Genomic DNA, 18,451 nt, shown 5'->3' on the forward strand with positions numbered 1-18,451 from the left:
CAGGAATCTCTCTTGTGAACTCCCCACCCGAGACACCCTCAGCAGCGGAGCGGCCGGCGGTCACAGACGCCGAGCTGCTGACCGCGCACATCCACGGGGATCCTCACGCCTTCAGTGAAATCGTCAAAAGGCACCGTGACCGCATGTGGGCGGTCGCCCTGCGGACACTCGGTGATCCCGACGAGGCCGCCGACGCCGTGCAGGACGCCTTCGTCTCCGCATATCGCAAGGCCGCCACGTTTCGCGGCGAGGCGGCCGTCACCACCTGGCTCCACCGCATCGTGGTCAACGCCTGCCTCGACCGGATGCGCCGCAAATCCGTGCGGCCGGTGGCCGATGACGAGCTCATCGAGGCCGCCGAACGCGAGAGCCCGTTGCCCGACCAGACCGTCGAGCGCGAGGTCTCGATGGAGGTTTCGGCCGCTCTGAAACTGCTGCCCAGCGACCAGCGGGCAGCCCTCGTACTAGTTGACATGATGGGATATTCGGTCGAAGACGCAGCTCAGGTACTCCAGGTGCCCAGTGGCACGGTCAAGAGCCGGTGCGCTCGGGGACGCGCGAAACTTGCCCCGATTCTTTCGCATCTGCGGAACCGATCGGACCTCAATCGCGTCTCATCCGCGAAGGGAGCAGAACTTCGTGACGGGTGATACGCACTACGATCTGGAGACCCTGGCCGAGTTGGCCGAGGATCTCCTAGACGCCGGTACGGCACGCCAGGTCCGCGAGCATCTCGCGGTCTGCGACCCCTGCGGGGAGCGACTGGCGGACCTTGCGGCGGTTCGCGAGGTGCTCGCGGCGACTCCGACACCGGCCATGCCGATGGGGGTCGCACTGCGCATCGACAAGGCGCTGGCCGCCGAGGCGGAGTCCCGGCGGGGCGGAGGTGTCGGCCTCGCGGAAGCACCCGACTGGGATGAGCTCATGCGGGATGCCCCGTGGGAGCGGCCAGTCGAGCTGCCCGAGCCCGCGCACTTCGGGAGCAACCACTTTGAGGAGGTCCCTGAGCCGGTACGCCTGGGCGTGGTCTCCGACAACGGCACCATCGTCCCGGTCAGGCGGCGCGGTCCCGCGCGCCGGCGCCGGTGGGCGATGCCCGCGGTCGCGGCCGCGGCGGCGGCCTTCGTGGTGGGCACGGCGGTGCTTTCGAGCAACCTGCTCGCCGGTGGCGGCGGCAATGGCGGTGACGCTGTGTCTCCGCCGGTCGCGCTGCCGTCCAAGGTGGAGACGAACGAGCTCAAGGCCAGGGCGTACGCGCTGACCGACAGCGGCCACAACTACAGCGACAGCGAGCTGCGCCAGCCACTCGAAAGCTTCTTCGGCCCCGCTCCCATCGTCGGCGGACCCACGTCCGACGTGGTCAACGTCGACAACTGCGTGAGCCGGGTGGCGAGCCGGACCAAGCTGCACACGTACGCGGCGGACCAGGGCCAGTACAACGGCCAGGAGGCGCTGATCATCGCGTCCTGGAAGGACAAGGCCGCGCAGCGGCTGCGGATCGACATCGTCGATCCGTTCAACTGCAAGAGCCTGCGTAAGCCCATCCTGGGCCGCTGGTAAGGAAATCCCACGTCAGAGCCCGCTTCGGCGGGCTCTTTCGTTTTGTGCGAGCGTTGCGCCGAGCGTGGTGGGTAAGGGCTGGGAATCACGGCGGCCTAGGATCTGTTGACGCCGGTGCAACAGCAGACGAGGAAGGCGTGGGGCGTTGAGCGACGTTCGTAACGTGATCATCATTGGATCCGGCCCAGCAGGCTATACCGCGGCCGTTTACTCCGCGCGCGCCGAGCTCAAGCCGCTGATCTTCGAGGGCTCCGTCACCGCGGGTGGCGCGCTCATGAACACCACCGACGTGGAGAACTTTCCCGGTTTTCCCGATGGCATCATGGGCCCCGACCTCATGGACAACCTGCGCAAGCAGGCGGAGCGATTCGGCGCCGAGTTGGTGGCCGACGACGTGGTCGAGGTCGACCTGCGGGCCAACCCCAAGGTCGTCAAGACCCACACGGACACCTACTACGCCAAGTCCGTCATCCTGGCCATGGGCTCCGGCTACCGCGAGCTCGGCCTGAAGAACGAGAAGCGCCTGTCCGGCCATGGCGTGTCCTGGTGCGCGACCTGTGACGGCTTCTTCTTCCGCAACAAGGACATCGTGGTCGTCGGCGGTGGCGACACCGCCATGGAGGAGGCCACGTTCCTGACCCGGTTCGGGCGCATGGTGACGGTGGTGCACCGCCGCGACAGCCTGCGGGCGAGCAAGATCATGCAGGATCGGGCGCTGGCGAACGAGAAGATCCGCTTCGTGTGGGACTCCGAGGTCGTCGACGTGCTCGGCGACACCAAGGTCGAGGCGGTCAAGCTGCGCAACGTCAAGACCGGCGAGGAGTGCGAGCTGGCGACGGACGCGCTGTTCCTGGCCATCGGGCACGACCCGCGCAGCGAGCTGGTCAAGGGCCAGATCGACCTCGACGAGGACGGCTACATCCAGGTGGCCGCCCCCTCCACGGCGACCAACATCGACGGTGTGTACGCCGCCGGTGACGTCGTCGACCACATCTACCGCCAGGCCATCACCGCGGCCGGCACCGGCTGCGCGGCCTCGCTCGACTCCGAGCGCTGGCTTGCCAACAACGAAGAGTAGGGAGAGCGCCCCGTGAAGGCTGTCACCGACGCCACTTTCGACACCGACGTCCTCAAGAGCGACAAGCCTGTGCTGGTCGACTTCTGGGCAGAGTGGTGCGGCCCCTGCCGTCAGGTCGCGCCCATCCTGCAGGAGATCGCCAACGAGCACGGCGACAAGCTGGAGATCGTGAAGCTCAACATCGACGAGAACCCTGAGGTTCCGCGCCAGTACGGCGTGCTCCAGATTCCGACGCTGAACGTCTACAAGGGTGGAGAGCTGGTGAAGCAGATCATCGGCGCCAAGCCGAAGGCCATGCTGCTGCGCGAGCTTGAGGGCATCATCTAGACCGTCCTCTCCGTCCGGCCTGAGCCCCCCGCGCGAACCGGCGCGGGGGGCTCACGCATGTCCGGTCCTTCGCTTTCCACTCCTTCGCGAGCCCGCTGACGGCGGGCGGGTCCTTCGCGGTCCCCTGATGCTGGCGCGGCCCCTGATGGTGTGCCGGGAGCCCTCAGGGGCCGTTAGACGGGACGTAGGGCGCGTTCCGGACTCATGGAGCCCAGGAGGCGCTCCAAGGCCACCTCGACGTCCTCACGCCACGAGATGGCGGTCTTGAGCTCCAACCGGAGCCGCGGAAAGCGCAAATGCGGACGAACCGTCTTAAACCCAACAGACAACAAGTACTCGGCCGGAACCACGCAACTAGGCTCTTCCCACTTCAAGTCGCCGAAAGCTTCAATGGCTTTCACGCCGCGCCGCGTCAGATCCTTGGCCACACCCTGAATCAACATCCGGCCCAGTCCGCCCCCCGAGAACTCGGGGATGATGTGCGCCGTCATCAGCAACACCGCGTCAGCGCTGACGGGCGAGGTGGGAAAGGCCACGGAGCGCGGGGTGTAGAGCGGCGGGCTGTAGATCACGAACCCCGCGGGCACTCCGTCAACATAGATGATCTTTCCGCAGCTGCCCCACTCCAGCAGCGTGCCGGAGATCCAGGCTTCCTTCTCCAGCCCGGGATCGCCCGAGTCCTGCGCGCGTTCGCCACTGACGGGATCGAGCTCCCAGAACACGCACCGCCGACAGCGGCGCGGCAGATCGTCAAGATTGTCCAGGGTTATGTTGACCAGCCGGCGCGACAACTACGGCCCCTATCGTTGACCCGGAAAAGCGCGCGAAAACCGCGTCCACAGGTGGCATCGTAGCCCAGTGAAGATGACGCCAGCGGGCACCACGACGGGCGAGCCGGTCACGTGCGACATGTCCGTCTGGCGTAATCTGGTATTTCAGTCCCATATGACACCTAGGAGGTGGGCCGTGACAGAAGAGCGGAATCACGGTCAGGCACCCGCGACCCAAGGGTCGCGCATCGACGCATTCGTCGATCGGTATGCCGCACGAGCTACCGGGATGGTCGCCTCCGAGATTCGAGCTCTTTTCGCCGTCGCATCGAGACCAGAGGTGGTCTCGCTCGCCGGCGGCATGCCGTACGTCACGGCGCTTCCCCTCGACATGGTGGGCGAGCTCGTTTCCGATCTCATCACCAGGCGCGGCCCCGTCGCGCTGCAGTACGGCTCCGGCCAGGGTGACCCGCATCTGCGCGAGCAGATCTGCGAGGTCATGCGGCTGGAGGGGATCTCCGCCGGGGCGAACGACGTGGTCGTCACCGTGGGTTCGCAGCAGGCGCTCGACCTGATGACCCGGATCTTCATCGATCCGGGCGACGTGGTGCTCGCCGAGGGCCCCTCGTATGTGGGAGCCCTGGGTACGTTCGCCGCCTACCAGGCCAAAGTGGTCCACATCGCCATGGACGAGCAGGGCATCGTGCCCGAGTCCCTGGCCCAGACCATCTACGCGCTGGAGACGGCCGGGGCGCCCATCAAGTTCCTCTACACGATCCCGACCTTCCAGAACCCCGCCGGCGTCACCCTGAACATCGCCCGCCGGCAGCAGGTTCTCGACATCTGCCAGCGGGCCGGGATCCTCATCATCGAGGACAATCCGTACGGACTGCTCGGCTTCGACGGCGAGCCCATGCGCGCCCTGCGTGCCGACAATCCCGACGGCGTCGTCTACCTGGGCTCGTTCTCCAAGACGCTCGCCCCCGGCTTCCGGGTCGGCTGGGCCCTGGCGCCGCACGCCATCCGCGACAAGCTCGTGCTGGCCATGGAGTCCGCCGTGTTGTCGCACTCGTCCTTCACCCAGCTCGCCGTCGGCCAGTACCTCGCCACGCAGCCGTGGCAGGAGCAGATCAAGTCGTTCAGAGAGCTCTACCGGGAGCGCCGCGACGCGCTCCTCGACGCTCTCGACGCCCTGATGCCGCCCGAGGTCACGTGGACCCGTCCCGCGGGCGGGTTCTTCGTCTGGGCGACCCTGCCCGAGGGCCTCGACTCGAAGGCCATCCTGCCGCGGGCGGTGGCGGAGCGGGTGGCGTTCGTACCCGGGACCGGGTTCTTCGCGGACGGCAGCGGGGCCCGGCACATGCGCCTGTCCTTCTGCTTCCCCGAGCCTGACCGCATCCGGGAAGGGGTGCGGCGGCTGGCCGGCGTGATCGAGCAGGAGATGCAGCTCAGGGACACGTTCGGGACGGCTTCGGCGCGCGAACGCACCGGCGTCGACACACCCGGGCCTGATCTGGCCTGAGCTTCCCCGTAGTTGATGGCCGGCGCCACGTTTCCGTGACGCCGGCCATTTTTCTTCGCGGGATCTTCTGGGTGTCCGCGGGAGGTCTCCCAGCTGATCGCTGCGCACGTGCACCGTCGGGCGTCACCAGCACTGAGCACCCCCAGCGTCCCGGCAGACGGGACCGATGCGCACCCCCGGAGACCACGACTTGCCGACTGCCGGCGGGGCACGCTCGCATGCGGGCCCCTCTTCAGGACCGCACGGCACCACCCCGGATGCCCCGTCCGGGACCGGAGCATCCTCATCCATTCGGTAGGACTAGGACGGGGATCGCCGGAGAAAGCACCTCCCGTACACCATTCACCCCCGACGCCGGTACGGTTGGACAGCGTGCGATCAGCGGAGGAGATGTGATGAGCGATCTGGGCCACGTGCTCGTGCTGGCCGGGGGCCTCTCCTATGAACGAGAGGTGTCTCTGCGCTCCGGCCGCCGAGTCAGCGAGGTGCTGCGTGCCGCGGGCATCGACGTGGAGGCCCGGGACACCGACGCCTCCCTCGTGCCCTCGATCCTGGCGGACCCGCCGGACGCGGTCTTCGTGACACTGCACGGCGGCGCGGGCGAGGACGGCGCCATCCGGTCCGTGCTGGAGCTCCTCAACGTCCCCTACGTCGGCGCCGACCCGGACGCCTGCCGGGTGGCCTTCGACAAGCCCACCGCCAAGGCCGTCGTACGCTCTGTCGGCCTGCGCACCCCGGAGTCGGTTACCCTGCCGAAGGAGACGTTCCACGACCTCGGCGCCACGGTGGTGCTGGGCCGCATCGTGGCACACCTCGGCCTCCCCCTGTTCGTCAAGCCCGCCAGAGGCGGCTCGGCGCTGGGCGCGTCGATCGTACGCACGGCGGAAGAGCTTCCCGCCGCCATGGTCGGCTGCTTCGCCTACGGTGACACGGCGCTGATCGAGCGGTACGTGGACGGTGTAGAGGTGGCGGTCTCAGTCGTGGACCTCGGCAACGGCCCGGAGGCCCTGCCCGCCGTGGAGATCGTCCCCGACGAAGGCGTCTACGACTACGCCGCCCGCTACACGGCCGGGCACACCGAGTTCTTCGCCCCCGCCCGCCTCTCCGCCCAGGCGGCAGCGGCCTGCGCGGAAACCGCGGTGACAGCCCACACCGCTCTCGGTCTGCGCGACATCTCCCGTACGGATCTGATCGTCGATGCGGCCGGGCAGCCCCACTTCCTTGAGGTCAACGTGGCACCGGGAATGACGGAGACGTCGCTCCTGCCCATGGCCGCCGAGGCCGCCGGCCAAGACCTGGGCGACCTCTGCCGCACCCTCCTCCAGAGCGCCGCCAGCCGCTCCCGGACCTGACCCACCCCCACCCCACCCCGGCAGGCACCCCCACCCACCACCCTCACGTGACACCAGCGCCACCCACCCACACCCGACGTCACCGCCACCCACATCGTTGACCGGCTCCACGCCACACCGCCCGCGCGCCCCGCACCACCCGTACACACCGCACCGCGCCACACCGCCCGCGCACACCGCCCGCGCACACCGTCTGACGGTCAGCCCTTTGATGAGCGGCAGCCTTGCGCGCGCCATACCCAAACTCTCACCTCCTCCGCCAGCCACGCACGGCCTCCACGCACGGCCCCACGCACGCGGCACCTGTGCTCGCTTCCCACGGCCTTCCTCTCTCCTCACCACAACTCTCGCCACGGCACCTGTCCACACCCCGTCCGTACCGGACGCCCCGTCACCCCCAACCCAAGCCCTTCGCCTCCCACCACCACCATCACCTTTCAGCACTGACGGCCCACACAATCCCTCGCCCTTGGCACCGGTCGGCTGCCGGACGGTTGCAACGGCCACCGATGCGGTGAAAGTAGCCTTACCGTGTGCTGATCGATTCGACCTACCCCAAGAGTTTCGCCAGTGACAACCACGCAGGCGTGCATCCCACCATCCTCGAAGCCATAGCCGCAGCGAACCACGGAGACGCTCCCGCTTATGGCGACGACAGTTGGACCTCTGCGTTCGAGGACAAGGTCAAGGAGGTGTTCGGATCCGGCGCGGAAGGCTTCGCGGTGATCAACGGAGCGGGCGCCAACATGGTCGGCCTGGCCCTCATGCTCGGTCGGTACGACGCCATCCTGTGCGCCGACACCGCGCACATCGCCAGCCACGAAGCAGGGGCGACGGAGCGACTGCTCGGCGTGAAGCTGATGACGATCCCGACCGAGGACGGCAAGCTGCGCCCTGACGACATCCGGGCTCGCTTGGGTGGGATCGGCAACCCCCACGAATCTCAGCCGACCGTTGTCTCGATCTCTCAAGTCACAGAGCTCGGCACTTGCTACTCCCCCGCCGAAATCGCCGCCCTCGCCGAGGCGGCGCACTCGTCCGGTCTACGCCTTCATGTGGACGGCGCCAGGCTCGCCAACGCCGCCGCCCATCTGTCCTGTGACATGAAGGCCATCACGACCGATGCCGGCGTTGACGTCTTCAGCTTCGGCGGAACGAAGAACGGCGCCCTGGCGGCTGAAGCCGTGGTTGTCCTCGATCCTTCGCTGACCCATGCGGTGCCTTTCCTTCGTCGCCAGTCCCTTCAACTCGCTTCGAAGATGCGCTTCATCTCAGCCCAGCTTTCGGCCCTCCTGACGGACGACCTGTGGCACAAGAACGCCGCGCATGCCAACCAGATGGCCAGTCGCCTCGCCGGCGGCCTTACCGACATCGCCAACGCCTCCTTGGCCTATCCCGTCCAATCCAACGCGGTCTTCGCCGTCCTCCCGCACGCTGCCACCCAGGCTCTCCAGCGCCGCTATCTGTTCCACTACTGGGATGAAGCTGCGGGCATCGTCCGTTGGATGACCGCCTTCGACACGACCCCGGAACAGGTAGACGACTTCCTCGACGACATCCGGAAGGCGGTCGCCGCGTAGCTCCAGGCGGCACCCGCTCCCTGTTTCACGTGAAACACGCCGCCCTACGGCCACTCCCATCCAACGTCCCCATCTCCGTCTCCATCGCCGTCGTCCCGGTCGCCATCGTCCGGTCATGTCCCCCGTCGTCGTTCCCGCCGTCCCTCCGGTTCCCGACAGCCCCAGTCGCCGTCCCGCTCGGACGTCTCATGGTGGAGCGGCGCAGCAGACGCGTTTCACGTGAAACATAGGCACGCCCTACAGGCCACGTCAGACTGAGGGCGTTGAGCTACGACGGAGTAGGCGCCAGCTCCGGGCAAGGCGCGCTGCACAGCAGCGCACGGGCAGGAAGCGACGCGGGCAGCGCGGGCAGCGCGGGCAGGACAGGCAACGCACGGGCGGGACGCGACGCGAGCAGCGCGGGCAGCGCGGGCAGCGCGGGCAGCGCGGGCAGGACAGGCAGCGCGGGCAGGACAGGCAACGCACGGGCGGGACGCGACGCGAGCAGCTCGGACAACCCAGGCAGCGCACGGGCTAGACGGGCAGAGGGCAGCGCAGGTAGGACGGGCAGCGCGGACAGCACGCGACACAGGCAGCTGCAAGCAGCTCACGCAACGCGCCCCGCGTAACGTGGGCACGATCTCCGCCGTCTACCGTCGCGCTCTGCCGGAGAGCAACTTGCGCATCTCGACGTCCGCGGAGCGGCGCTGAATGGGGCCGCGGCGCAGCAGGTTCGCGGTGGTGTCGCGACGCGGCGATGCAGGCGGCGACGGCACGGAGCCTGTGCACGCCGTAGGCCGCGTCGGCCGAGGCCGGTCACCCGTCAGGTCGGGAGGAGCTTTAGGCCGGCTCGACGGCGCGGGCGATCCCGTCGGCCGGAGACCGTCCACCCGTCCGTCGGATCTGACGACAGCGGCGGCGGCGGTGGTGGCGGCGGCAGCAGCAGTGGCCGTGGCGGCGGTGGCGGTGGCGGCGGCGGCGGCGGCGACGACGGTGGCGGTGGCGGTGGCGGTGGCGGTGGCGGCGATGACGACGGTGGTATTGGAGGCGGCGGTGGTATTGGAGGCGCTTCTAAACCCATCCGTGCTCGTCCCTTCCACAGCAGCGATCCGTGGATAGATGCAAGCACGTTTCACGTGAAACAAGAAGCGGCAACACATCAGGTGGCTAAGCGCCGCTATCCGACCCGACAACGAAACGGCTGCCCTTCCTGTCGGCCGGACAAGGGGAGCGACCGCCGAGTCGTCTGAGGCTGCAGACCCCTCGGCGGGTGAGTACCCTTCGGCGCACGAGCGCCTCTTAGCGCATGAGCACTCCTAGCGCATGAGCACTCCATGGCAGGTAAGTGCTCCTTGGCGGGTCACTGCCCTGCACCGTGGAGCTCCCTGGAGTGAGTTCCCTCGGGGCAAGTCGGGACGGAAACCCCTTGATGGGTTACCGCTTCCCGCCGTAACGCCCCTGGGTGGCCCTTCGGGGCGACTGCCGGTTCGACGGCCAGTCTCCCGGTAAGCAGCATAAGGATGCAGCCCGACGGAGACTCAAAGGGGAGAAGAACGGGCGCGATATGGAGGAGGTCGGGAGGACACGGCAGGAGGCCGAGAAGAGAGCGACAGATCAACCGGGCAGGCTGAACGGGTCTGGGACGCGAAAGCTAAGGGTGTTTCATGTGAAACGGTGTCAGTCCTCGGATTCGCGCATTGCCCGGACGGCTTCAGGTGCCATGGTGCCGATGATGCGCTCAAGGTCATCAATCGTGGCGAACTCCACGACGATGCGCCCCTTTCGCCGACCCAGGTCAACCTTGACCTTGGTCTCGAAATGATCCGAGAGGCGGTCGGCGAGATGCGTCAGGCCGGGAGCGGTCGGCTGAGCGGGCTGGCGCTCACGGGGCGCCTTCTGGGCGGCGGCCTTCGCGCTGCCTGTGGCGACGATCTCTTCCACTGCTCGGACGGAGAGAAGCTGAGCCACGATCCGCTTGGCTAGCTCCATCTGCTCCTCTGGGCTGTTGAGGCCGAGAAGCGCGCGGGCATGGCCGGCGCTGATGACTCCGGCCGCCACCTTGCGCTGAACCTCAGGCGGGAGGTTGAGGAGGCGCAGAGTGTTGGTGATGTGGGAGCGAGAGCGACCGACCTTCTGAGCGAGCTGTTCGTGGGTGGCCTGAAAGTCGTCAAGGAGTTGCTGGTACGCCGCAGCCTCTTCCAGCGCGTTCAGTTGTTCGCGCTGAAGGTTCTCGATGAGGGCGTCACGGAGAAGATCGGTGTCCTGCGTGTTGCGAACGATCGCCGGCACCGGATTCAAGCCGACCTGCTGGCATGCTCGCCAGCGGCGCTCCCCCATGATCAGCTCATACTGACCACCACCAACCGGGCGAACCACGATCGGCTGCAGAAGACCGACTTCCCGAATCGACGCCGCCAGCTCGTCGAGTCGCTCATCGTCGAAAACCTCACGCGGCTGGCGCGGGTTGGGGACGATCGCACTGAGAGCGACCTCCTTGAAATACGCTCCGGCAATCGGCTTCGGCCCCGTCTCCCCCGTCGAGCCGTTAGCCGGGTTCGGCGCCGTCCCCGTACCGTCAACAATGGGACCGGTCGGAATGAGCGCCCCGAGCCCCTTGCCCAATCCCCGCCGCTGCTGGCTCACTGCGTCTCCTCATCCACCCGGCCGAATCCGGTCACTCCAGGAGAGGTTACCGTCGTGGGCCCGACCCGGTGTCCCCTCGCCACACACCGTCCCGTTGGATTTACACCGACACGGTCACAAATCTGCCCAACTCCTGACTGAGCCGAAGTTGTAGCCCGGATGCGGCCCCTCCTCCTACTACGCCAGGTCCCGTCCAAGCATCGACGGCGTCGAGAGTGGGGACCGCGAGTGCAAGTACCCGCACGACCTAAGAGACGGGTTTCACGAAAGCGCGCGTCTCGTACGGCAGTGGCGCCTCGCACCGGGAGAGCGCGCCTCGCACGGGGACAGCGCGTCTCGCACGGGGACAGCGCGTCTCGCACGGAGTGCGCATCTCATGCGGGCAGCGTGGCCCCGCGTAAGCGTGCTGTCTGGCGTGGTCGCACGCAAGGGTGATGGGTGTCCAGGCGTGGCCACATGGAGGCGTGACCGGATAAGGGTGCGTCGGGACCGGCCGGGTGGTGGGGGCGGGAGGTGGACTGCGCTTCTCCCCCACCTGTGGGCGCTCAGGACTCACTACTCGCATGCCACGCCCTGCTCACACACCGCTCTCTGCGCGGCATGGGCGGGTATCGCGGCACGGATGAGAAAGAGGCTGCGGAGTGGGTGACGCGGTCAGGCCACGGTGGCGCGGTGGGCTATTTCGCGGGCGGCGTCCATGTAGGCCATGGCGCCACTGGATCCCGGATCGTACGTCATGACGGACTGCCCATAGCTGGGCGCCTCCGACAGCCGGACGCTGCGCGGGATGACCGCGTTGAGCACCGTGTCCCCGAAGTGCGCCCGCACCTCGTCCGCCACCTGTGACGCCAGCCGCGTACGCCCGTCGTACATCGTCAGCACGATGGTCGAGAGCTGCAGCGTCGGGTTCAGGTGGGCCCGGATCAGGTCCACGTTCCGCAGGAGCTGACCGAGACCCTCCAAGGCGTAGTACTCGCACTGGATGGGAATCATGACCTCTTCTGCGGCCACCAGAGCGTTCACCGTCAGAAGGCCCAGGGACGGCGGGCAGTCGATCACGATGTAGTCGAACGCGATCGAGTCATAGGCCGCCAGCGCGCGTCGGAGGCGGGCCTCCCGGGCTACCAGCGAGACCAGCTCGATCTCCGCGCCGGCCAAGTCGATGGTCGCCGGGGCGCAGTAGAGGTTCGGCATGTCGGGGACCTGCTTGATGATGTCCGTCAAGGGAAGGTCGTCGACCAGAACCTGGTAGACATCCGGCACATCGCCGCGATGCTCAGTGGCCAGCGCAGTGGAGGCGTTGCCCTGGGGGTCGAGGTCCACCACGAGGACACGCTGGCCGTGCATGGAAAGCGCGGCTGCGATGTTGACCGAGGTGGTGGTCTTGCCGACGCCGCCCTTCTGGTTGGCCACCGCGATAACTCTGCACTTGACGGGATGCGGCCAGTCGCCGTTCCCGTCACTCGGAGCCTCGCCCGACTGGGCAGCCGCCGGCTGAGTTGCAGGTGTTTCACGTGAAACCACTGAGCTGAGCGCCTCTCGTACCAATGGCGATTCACCTGGGTTCAGGGGGGTCTGAGTCACAATGGCCATCCTTTCAACCAGTGGTGTGCCGGTGCCGGGAATTTGCTGTCGCGACACGCCCATTTCGGGCCAGCCAACCCCGGTTGGGCCCTCGGACCGACGGTTGTCCGGCCAACCAAGACCGCATGACGCGACTGGCACAACCGTCACCTCCTTCGTCGCCGCCTTGCTTGCTCCGGCGCACGACCCGCTACCACCCGAACCAATGTTGCAGCCGGCTCGACCTTACCGCGCCCGACGGTCACAAGCTCAGCCGTTCGGGCTCCGCTGGCTCGCAATTGGGGCTCCGCCTCGGCGAGTTCGCCGGCGGCGCGCTCACCCTTCATAGCTATCAGCTCGCCGCCCTCACGCAGCAGCGGCATGGCCCATTGAAGGAGACGATCGAGCGGAGCCACCGCACGGGCGCTGGCGACATCGAACTCGCGCTTTCCCGCCAGCTCCTCCGCCCGGCCGCGCAGCACCTCGACGTTATCGAGCTTGAGCGTCTCGACGCACTCCTCCAGGAAGACGGTACGGCGAAGCAACGGCTCCAGCAGCGTGACCGTGATGTCCGGCCGGACGATCGCCAGGACGAGACCAGGCAGCCCGGCGCCGGAGCCGATGTCCACCAGCCGGACGTCGAGAGGCACGACCTCCTCGACCACCGCGCAGTTGAGCAGGTGGCGATCCCAGATCCGCGGCACCTCGCGCGGGCCCAGCAACCCCCGGACGACGCCGGGACCCGCCAGCAACTCGGCGAAGGCTTTGGCGCGATCCCAGGCCTCCCCGGTGAAGACGTCCCGCGCTATGTCCGGCGGCGCCGGAAGCTCATCGCTCACTGGTCGGTGGCCCTTTCTGGGGCTGGTCGCCCTTTGGTCGGCGGGCGAGAAGCCCGGTCTGTCCGGCGGGCCGAAGCCCGTTCGTTCAGCGGGCTGAAGCCCGTTCGCTCAGCGGGCCGGAGCCCATTGTTCGGTGGGCCCGAGCCCGCTACTAGGCGGGCCGGAGCCCGTTACTAGACGGGCCGGAGCCCGGTGGTCCGTGGGCGGCGCCCGCCGATCAGCGAGCAGAGCCCGTTGATCGGCGAGGACGAGCCCAGAGTGACAGGTCCAAGAACGATCTCTACCCAAGGCTAAAGGTGAGATCACAGTGGAAGACTAGCGGGCTGGCCTGAAAGTGACCTTTGAGCACGCCGCCATCGTTGTGCCCTGTCATAGGTGCCTTGATCACCGTCGCGCAAGCGCCAGCGAAGAGGATACGGCGGCTCGGCAACCTTTTTCGGCATTAAGCAGTACGTACAGGCATAAAAGCGGAAACGGCCGCCTGTCCCGCGCATCAAGCGGGCAGACGGCCGATTGAGATGGCAAAGCGCCCTCAGGCGGGAAGAACCACCACGTAACGCTGAGGCTCCTCGCCCTCGGACTCGCTCCGGAGCCCGGCGGCCGCCACCGCGTCGTGCACGATCTTGCGCTCGAACGGTGTCATCGGCTGCAGCGCCTTGGAATCGCCCCGCTCCCGGACCTCGTTGGCGATCTCGGTGCCGAGCTTGGTCAGCTCCGCCCGCCGACGCTCGCGGTAACCGGCGACGTCCAGCATCAGCCTGGAGCGCTCCCCCGTCTGCCGGTGCACGGCCAGGCGGGTCAGCTCCTGCAGTGCCTCCAGGACCTCCCCTGCGGGCCCCACCAGCTCATTGCCCTTGAGCCCCACGACGGAGACCATGGCGCGGTCGCCCTCGACGTCCATGTCGATGTCACCGTCGATGTCGGCGATGTCGAGAAGGCCCTCGACGTAGTCGGCAGCGATCTCGCCCTCCTGCTCGAGCGCGCTGAGATCAGGAGCCTTCTCCTGCTCGGCCTCGGTCATGGCCGGCCTCTCCTTCGTGTTCAAGACTTCTTGCTGCCGGTGCGCTTGCTGCGGGACTGGCGGCTTGGCTGCTGCCTGACGATCTTAGGCTCCGGCGGGGCCGGCGGGGGCGCCTGTACTTCCGGCGTTGTCTTGCGAAGCTTGGCGATCAGGCCGGGCTTGGACTGTACGGGGACCGGGTTGCCCTTGGCGTCGTATTCCGGCATGGGGTTGCGGCTGTAGAACCAGTGCTGCTGGCCGAGCGTCCACACGTTGGTGGTGACCCAGTACATGATCAGACCGAGCGGGAAGTTCAGGCTGAAGAAGGCGAACAGCGGAGAGATGTACATGAGGATCTTCTGCTGCTGTGCCATGGGGTTGTCCGGCATCTGAGCCATGGAGCGGGTGACGCTCTGCCGGACGGTGAGGAAGGTCGTCAGCGAGCTGACCGCGACGAAGCAGCCGATCACGATCTTCTCGCTCACGCTGGGCGCTTCGAAGAAGGTGGCGGGCAGCGGGGCGCCCAGGATGAGGGCGTGCTTGGCGCTGTCGACGAGCTCCTGCGACATGCCGAACTTCGCCTCGTCCGCCGCGATGGCCCGAAGCACGGTGAACATCGAGATGAAGATCGGGAACTGCGCGACGACAGGCAGGCAGCCACCGAGGGGGTTGGCGCCGGCTCCCTGATAGAGCGCCATGACCTCCTGGTTCATACGCTGCTTGTCGTTCTTGTAACGCTTGCGGAGTTCCTGGACCTTCGGCGCCAGCTCCTGCATCTTTCGCGACGAACGCATCTGCTTGAGGAACAGAGGGAAGATCAAGATCCTCATGATGACGGTCAGCGTGATGATGGTGAGCGCCCACGTCAAGCCGCTGTTCGGGTCAAGGACCGTGCTGTATGCCTGGTGGATCCAGGTGATGACTTGGGCGACGGCTGTGTACAGCCAGTTGAGCCAGGACAGCTCCACCGAGCTATCTCCCTTGCGTTTCGTGGGACCGGACCGGGCGTGGGGGCACCGGGTCTATACCTCCGGGATGGAATGGGTGGCAACGCCCGATGCGCCGGACAGTCAGCCATATGCCGCGCAATGCACCGTGGACGGCGATCGCCTCGAGCCCGTACGCACTGCATGACGGGTAGAAGCGGCAGCGCGGACCGAGCACCGGGCTGATGAAGGCCCGGTAGAACCGGATCGGGATGATCAGGGCCCGAGCGGCGAAGCTCGGGACCACCCCTTGCGGCTGCTCCGTCATCTATGTCCACCCGTCGAGGACTCGCGCCGCCTGAGCAAACGATCCAGCGCGGAATCGAGCTCGGCGGCCAGGTGCTCGAAGCGCGCGGACGCGGCCGGTGGGTTGGCGCGTACCACAAGCAGGCTACCTCGCGGCAGCCGGTGTAGACGGTCTCGCATCAGGTGTCGGAGCCGTCGTTTGACCTTGTTTCGGGTCACGGCACCACCGACAGCCTTACTCACCACGAAACCGACCAGAGGTGACTCTTCCCCAGAAACGGTGAAATGCACCACGAGAGTCGGACGGCCCGCGCGTTGGCCGCGCCTAACCGCCGAATCGAAATCCTCCCCGCGCCGCATGCGGGAATCACGAGATAGCACCGTATACGCCTAACGCCCGCCGGAGGGATCCACCGGCGGGCCGACTGAGTGGCGCAGGACGGTCAGGCCGACAGCTTCTCGCGGCCCTTGCGGCGGCGAGCGGCGAGGATGGCGCGACCGGCCCGGGTGCGCATGCGCAGCCGGAAGCCGTGGGTCTTCGCGCGGCGACGGTTGTTCGGCTGGAAAGTACGCTTGCTCACGGGTTGGCTCCAGGCTTGAGGGTGCGCCTTGCAGGCGCTTAACACACAGGGCTGGCCTGCCAGAGATGCGAGGGCACGCGAAATAGCCGTCACGTGACAAGCCGACCGTCGTACGTTACGGGCCATACCTGCCCCAGGTCAAACCAGACGGGTTATCCACCTTTCCACAGGCGACTTTTCCACCGCCCGGGCGGCGTCCACAGTATGTGCACTCAGGTGCCACTAGGCTGTGGACAACGTCTTGAACACAGCCTGTGCACATAGATACTGTCGGCCCTTTCAGGCGAGCCCAGAGGCTGTGCACAACCTGTGGATCTCCTGTGGAGGCCCTGGGTACGAAGCCCTGCCACAGCGCTGTGGACGAAGGGTCGCTGATCATCGTGAGCGGCCGAGCCATGTGGATAAACGATCGCGGGGGGCCGCGAGAGGGAGGAGGGGGAGCCGCGCTATGAACAGTGTCGACCTCGGCACGGTATGGGCGAGGGCCCTGGGTAACTTCCTCAACGAGAACGTGCCCATCCAGCAGCGCACGTGGCTGGCCATGGTGCGCCCGATCGCCCTGGCCAACGACACGATAGTGCTCGGCGTCCCCAACGACTTCCTCAAGGACCTCATCGAGGGCAAACTGCGCCCGCTGGTGGCCCACGCGCTGTCGCAGGAGCTCGGCCGGACGATGCGGCTGGCCGTGATGATCGACACGACGGCGCCCGAGCAGCCGATGCAGATGCAGATGCCCGACCCTCATCAACAGCCTGTGACTCAAAGTTATCCCCAGGGTGTGGAGAGTCAGCTCCGTTATACACAGCCCGCTCAACCGCAGCACAACCCGGCTTCCGAGCCGCCTCAGTTCTATTCTCCACAGCCTGAGCCGCCCCAGATATCCACCGAATATCCACAGCAGAGCTTCACTTTTGAACAGGCCCAGCCGTACACACCGCCTGTGGAAAAAGCGCCGGAGCCGGCTCCGAACCGGTGGGAAGCGAAGAGCAACAAGCCGAGCGAACCGGCCAGACTCAATCAAAAGTACACATTTGAGACATTCGTCATCGGCGCCAGCAACCGGTTCGCGCACGCCGCGGCCGTGGCGGTGGCCGAATCCCCCGCGAAGGCGTACAACCCGCTCTTCATTTACGGCGACTCGGGGCTGGGGAAGACACACCTGCTGCACGCCATCGGGCATTACGCCCAGAGCCTGTACGACGGGGCGCGGGTCAGGTACGTGAGCTCCGAGGAGTTCACCAACGACTTCATCAACAGCATCCGCGACCACAAGGCCGACGGCTTCCGCGGCCGCTACCGGGCGATCGACATCCTGCTGGTCGACGACATCCAGTTCCTGGAGGGCAAGGAGCAGACGCAGGAGGAGTTCTTCCACACCTTCAACACTCTCCACAACGCGAACAAGCAGATCGTGATCTCCAGCGACCGGGCGCCCAAGCAACTGATCACGCTGGAGGACCGGCTGCGCAACCGGTTCGAGTGGGGTCTGATCACCGACGTGCAGCCGCCCGAGCTGGAGACCCGGATCGCCATCCTGCGGAAGAAGGCCATCCAGGAGGGCCTGGCCGCGCCGCCCGAGGTGCTCGAGTACATCGCCAGCCGCATCTCCACCAACATCCGCGAGCTCGAGGGCGCCCTGATCAGGGTCACCGCGTTCGCCAGCCTCAACAGGCAGGGCGTCGACCTGCAGCTCGCCGAGGTGGTGCTGAAGGATCTGATCACCGCCGACTCCGGCCAGGAGATCACGATCGCCACGATCATGGCCCAGACCGCCGAGTACTTCGGGATCAGCATCGAGGACCTCTGCGGCACCTCGCGCAGCAGGGCTCTGGTGAACGCCCGGCAGATCGCCATGTATCTGGTGCGCGAGCTGACCGAGCTGTCGCTGCCGAAGATCGGCCAGCAGTTCGGCGGGCGCGACCACACCACCGTGATGCACGCGGAACGGAAAATACGGTCGCTCATCGCCGAGCGCAGGTCGATGTACAACCAGGTCAACGAACTAACAATGCGGATCAAGCAGACGTCGCGCGGAGCCTGAACTTTATGCACAGCCTGTGGATAACACTGTGGATCTGCGAAAACACCGAAAGCCGGCGGCCGTTCGCTCCACATTGCCCGGAAAAATCCCGCAGAGCGCCTGGGGATAAAGCTGGGGACATGCTGGGGAGAACCTGGGGACTACTCGTGGACAACCTGTGGGCAGCCTGTGCACAGTCGATCGGGGGCTCCAGACTTGCCCCCGTTACCCCGTGGATAACCGGTGGAAACCTCGTGGATAACCGGTGGACGAAGACCCCTTGATCTGGGGACGAGCTGTGGGCAACGAACCGTCATCCCCAGGCGGGCGAGTTCTCCCCAGGCGCCACCCACAGCCGCAGTGGATGAAAACAGGGGTGCTGACCAGCGGCAACGCCAGTTGTCC

General features: G+C 66.8%; 19 protein-coding genes. 8 read left to right on the forward strand and 11 right to left on the reverse strand.

All coding sequences use genetic code 11. From position 1 onward, the window contains the following. The first annotated feature begins 14 nt into the window (after positions 1-14). The 4 genes from sigM to trxA all read left to right on the forward strand — a co-directional run bounded on the left by sigM (position 15) and on the right by trxA (position 2,965). Positions 15-650: an RNA polymerase sigma factor SigM gene (gene sigM, locus ACWD0F_RS24460; protein WP_449879066.1), complete on the forward strand. Its 636-nt coding sequence runs from the start codon at positions 15-17 to the stop codon at positions 648-650. Then, positions 640-1,560: an anti-sigma factor family protein gene (locus tag ACWD0F_RS24465; RefSeq protein ID WP_449879068.1), complete on the forward strand. Its 921-nt coding sequence runs from the start codon at positions 640-642 to the stop codon at positions 1,558-1,560. The genes sigM and ACWD0F_RS24465 overlap by 11 nt, the downstream gene beginning before the upstream one ends. A 145-nt stretch (positions 1,561-1,705) precedes the next feature. Further along, entirely contained in the window at positions 1,706-2,638 is a 933-nt protein-coding gene (trxB, locus tag ACWD0F_RS24470; RefSeq protein WP_449879070.1) for a thioredoxin-disulfide reductase, read from the forward strand. Between the two features lie 12 nt (positions 2,639-2,650). Then, positions 2,651-2,965 carry a thioredoxin gene (gene trxA, locus ACWD0F_RS24475; RefSeq protein ID WP_449879072.1) on the forward strand — a complete coding sequence of 105 codons (315 nt, stop codon included), beginning with the start codon at positions 2,651-2,653 and terminating at the stop codon, positions 2,963-2,965. 173 nt (positions 2,966-3,138) lie between these two features. On the opposite strand, the gene ACWD0F_RS24480 is transcribed toward trxA, so the two are convergent. Beyond that, the gene (locus ACWD0F_RS24480; protein ID WP_449879074.1) at positions 3,139-3,756 is read right to left on the reverse strand and encodes a GNAT family N-acetyltransferase; all 618 of its coding nucleotides are present in this window, start codon (positions 3,754-3,756) and stop codon (positions 3,139-3,141) included. A gap of 154 nt (positions 3,757-3,910) precedes the next feature. Between ACWD0F_RS24480 and ACWD0F_RS24485 the strand changes: the two genes are divergently transcribed. The 3 genes from ACWD0F_RS24485 (at position 3,911) to ACWD0F_RS24495 (ending at position 8,189) form a co-directional block, all read left to right on the forward strand. Beyond that, positions 3,911-5,257, forward strand: coding sequence for an aminotransferase-like domain-containing protein (locus ACWD0F_RS24485; protein ID WP_449879076.1), 1,347 nt, complete (start codon positions 3,911-3,913; stop codon positions 5,255-5,257). A 395-nt stretch (positions 5,258-5,652) separates the two neighbouring features. Next, a complete protein-coding gene (locus ACWD0F_RS24490) occupies positions 5,653-6,609 on the forward strand; it encodes a D-alanine--D-alanine ligase family protein (RefSeq protein WP_449879078.1) in 957 nt (318 codons plus the stop codon). Positions 6,610-7,142: 533 nt separating this feature from the next. Continuing rightward, positions 7,143-8,189 (forward strand): threonine aldolase family protein, encoded by a 1,047-nt coding sequence (locus ACWD0F_RS24495; RefSeq protein ID WP_449879080.1) that lies wholly within the window; start codon positions 7,143-7,145, stop codon positions 8,187-8,189. Positions 8,190-8,457: 268 nt separating this feature from the next. On the opposite strand, the gene ACWD0F_RS24500 is transcribed toward ACWD0F_RS24495, so the two are convergent. The 10 genes from ACWD0F_RS24500 to rpmH form a co-directional block, all read right to left on the reverse strand. Beyond that, positions 8,458-8,649, reverse strand: coding sequence for a hypothetical protein (locus tag ACWD0F_RS24500; protein ID WP_449879082.1), 192 nt, complete (start codon positions 8,647-8,649; stop codon positions 8,458-8,460). A 169-nt stretch (positions 8,650-8,818) separates the two neighbouring features. Beyond that, positions 8,819-9,268, reverse strand: a complete 450-nt coding sequence (locus tag ACWD0F_RS24505; protein WP_449879084.1) for a hypothetical protein — start codon at positions 9,266-9,268, stop codon at positions 8,819-8,821. A 577-nt stretch (positions 9,269-9,845) separates the two neighbouring features. Beyond that, positions 9,846-10,811 carry a ParB/RepB/Spo0J family partition protein gene (locus ACWD0F_RS24510; RefSeq protein ID WP_449879086.1) on the reverse strand — a complete coding sequence of 322 codons (966 nt, stop codon included), beginning with the start codon at positions 10,809-10,811 and terminating at the stop codon, positions 9,846-9,848. 654 nt (positions 10,812-11,465) lie between these two features. Beyond that, complete coding sequence (locus tag ACWD0F_RS24515; protein ID WP_449879189.1) at positions 11,466-12,404, reverse strand: ParA family protein; 939 nt, start codon at positions 12,402-12,404, stop codon at positions 11,466-11,468. 137 nt (positions 12,405-12,541) lie between these two features. Next, a complete protein-coding gene (rsmG, locus tag ACWD0F_RS24520) occupies positions 12,542-13,213 on the reverse strand; it encodes a 16S rRNA (guanine(527)-N(7))-methyltransferase RsmG (RefSeq protein WP_449879088.1) in 672 nt (223 codons plus the stop codon). A gap of 532 nt (positions 13,214-13,745) precedes the next feature. After that, positions 13,746-14,234 carry a Jag family protein gene (locus ACWD0F_RS24525; protein WP_449879090.1) on the reverse strand — a complete coding sequence of 163 codons (489 nt, stop codon included), beginning with the start codon at positions 14,232-14,234 and terminating at the stop codon, positions 13,746-13,748. Between the two features lie 20 nt (positions 14,235-14,254). After that, positions 14,255-15,181: a membrane protein insertase YidC gene (gene yidC, locus ACWD0F_RS24530; protein ID WP_449879092.1), complete on the reverse strand. Its 927-nt coding sequence runs from the start codon at positions 15,179-15,181 to the stop codon at positions 14,255-14,257. 4 nt (positions 15,182-15,185) lie between these two features. Continuing rightward, positions 15,186-15,467, reverse strand: a complete 282-nt coding sequence (gene yidD, locus ACWD0F_RS24535; RefSeq protein WP_449879094.1) for a membrane protein insertion efficiency factor YidD — start codon at positions 15,465-15,467, stop codon at positions 15,186-15,188. Then, positions 15,464-15,826, reverse strand: coding sequence for a ribonuclease P protein component (gene rnpA / locus ACWD0F_RS24540; protein WP_449879096.1), 363 nt, complete (start codon positions 15,824-15,826; stop codon positions 15,464-15,466). Before rnpA ends, yidD begins: the two co-directional genes overlap by 4 nt. A 62-nt stretch (positions 15,827-15,888) precedes the next feature. Beyond that, complete coding sequence (rpmH, locus tag ACWD0F_RS24545; RefSeq protein WP_043614899.1) at positions 15,889-16,026, reverse strand: 50S ribosomal protein L34; 138 nt, start codon at positions 16,024-16,026, stop codon at positions 15,889-15,891. A 448-nt stretch (positions 16,027-16,474) separates the two neighbouring features. Between rpmH and dnaA the strand changes: the two genes are divergently transcribed. After that, on the forward strand, positions 16,475-18,067 hold the full coding sequence (dnaA, locus tag ACWD0F_RS24550; RefSeq protein ID WP_449879098.1) for a chromosomal replication initiator protein DnaA: 1,593 nt from the start codon (positions 16,475-16,477) through the stop codon (positions 18,065-18,067). Positions 18,068-18,451 lie beyond the last annotated feature (384 nt).

It is taken from the genome of Nonomuraea sp. NPDC002799 (assembly GCF_053592075.1).

Excerpts from the sequence above, each read along its gene's own strand:
- ACWD0F_RS24485 (WP_449879076.1), top strand. The coding sequence starts at position 3,911 with ATGACACCTAGGAGGTGGGCCGTGACAGAAGAGCGGAATCACGGTCAG.
- ACWD0F_RS24490 (WP_449879078.1), top strand. The coding sequence starts at position 5,653 with ATGAGCGATCTGGGCCACGTGCTCGTGCTGGCCGGGGGCCTCTCCTAT.
- ACWD0F_RS24515 (WP_449879189.1), bottom strand. The coding sequence starts at position 12,404 with ATGGCCATTGTGACTCAGACCCCCCTGAACCCAGGTGAATCGCCATTG.
- ACWD0F_RS24525 (WP_449879090.1), bottom strand. The coding sequence starts at position 14,234 with ATGACCGAGGCCGAGCAGGAGAAGGCTCCTGATCTCAGCGCGCTCGAG.
- yidD (WP_449879094.1), bottom strand. The coding sequence starts at position 15,467 with ATGACGGAGCAGCCGCAAGGGGTGGTCCCGAGCTTCGCCGCTCGGGCC.
- dnaA (WP_449879098.1), top strand. The coding sequence starts at position 16,475 with ATGAACAGTGTCGACCTCGGCACGGTATGGGCGAGGGCCCTGGGTAAC.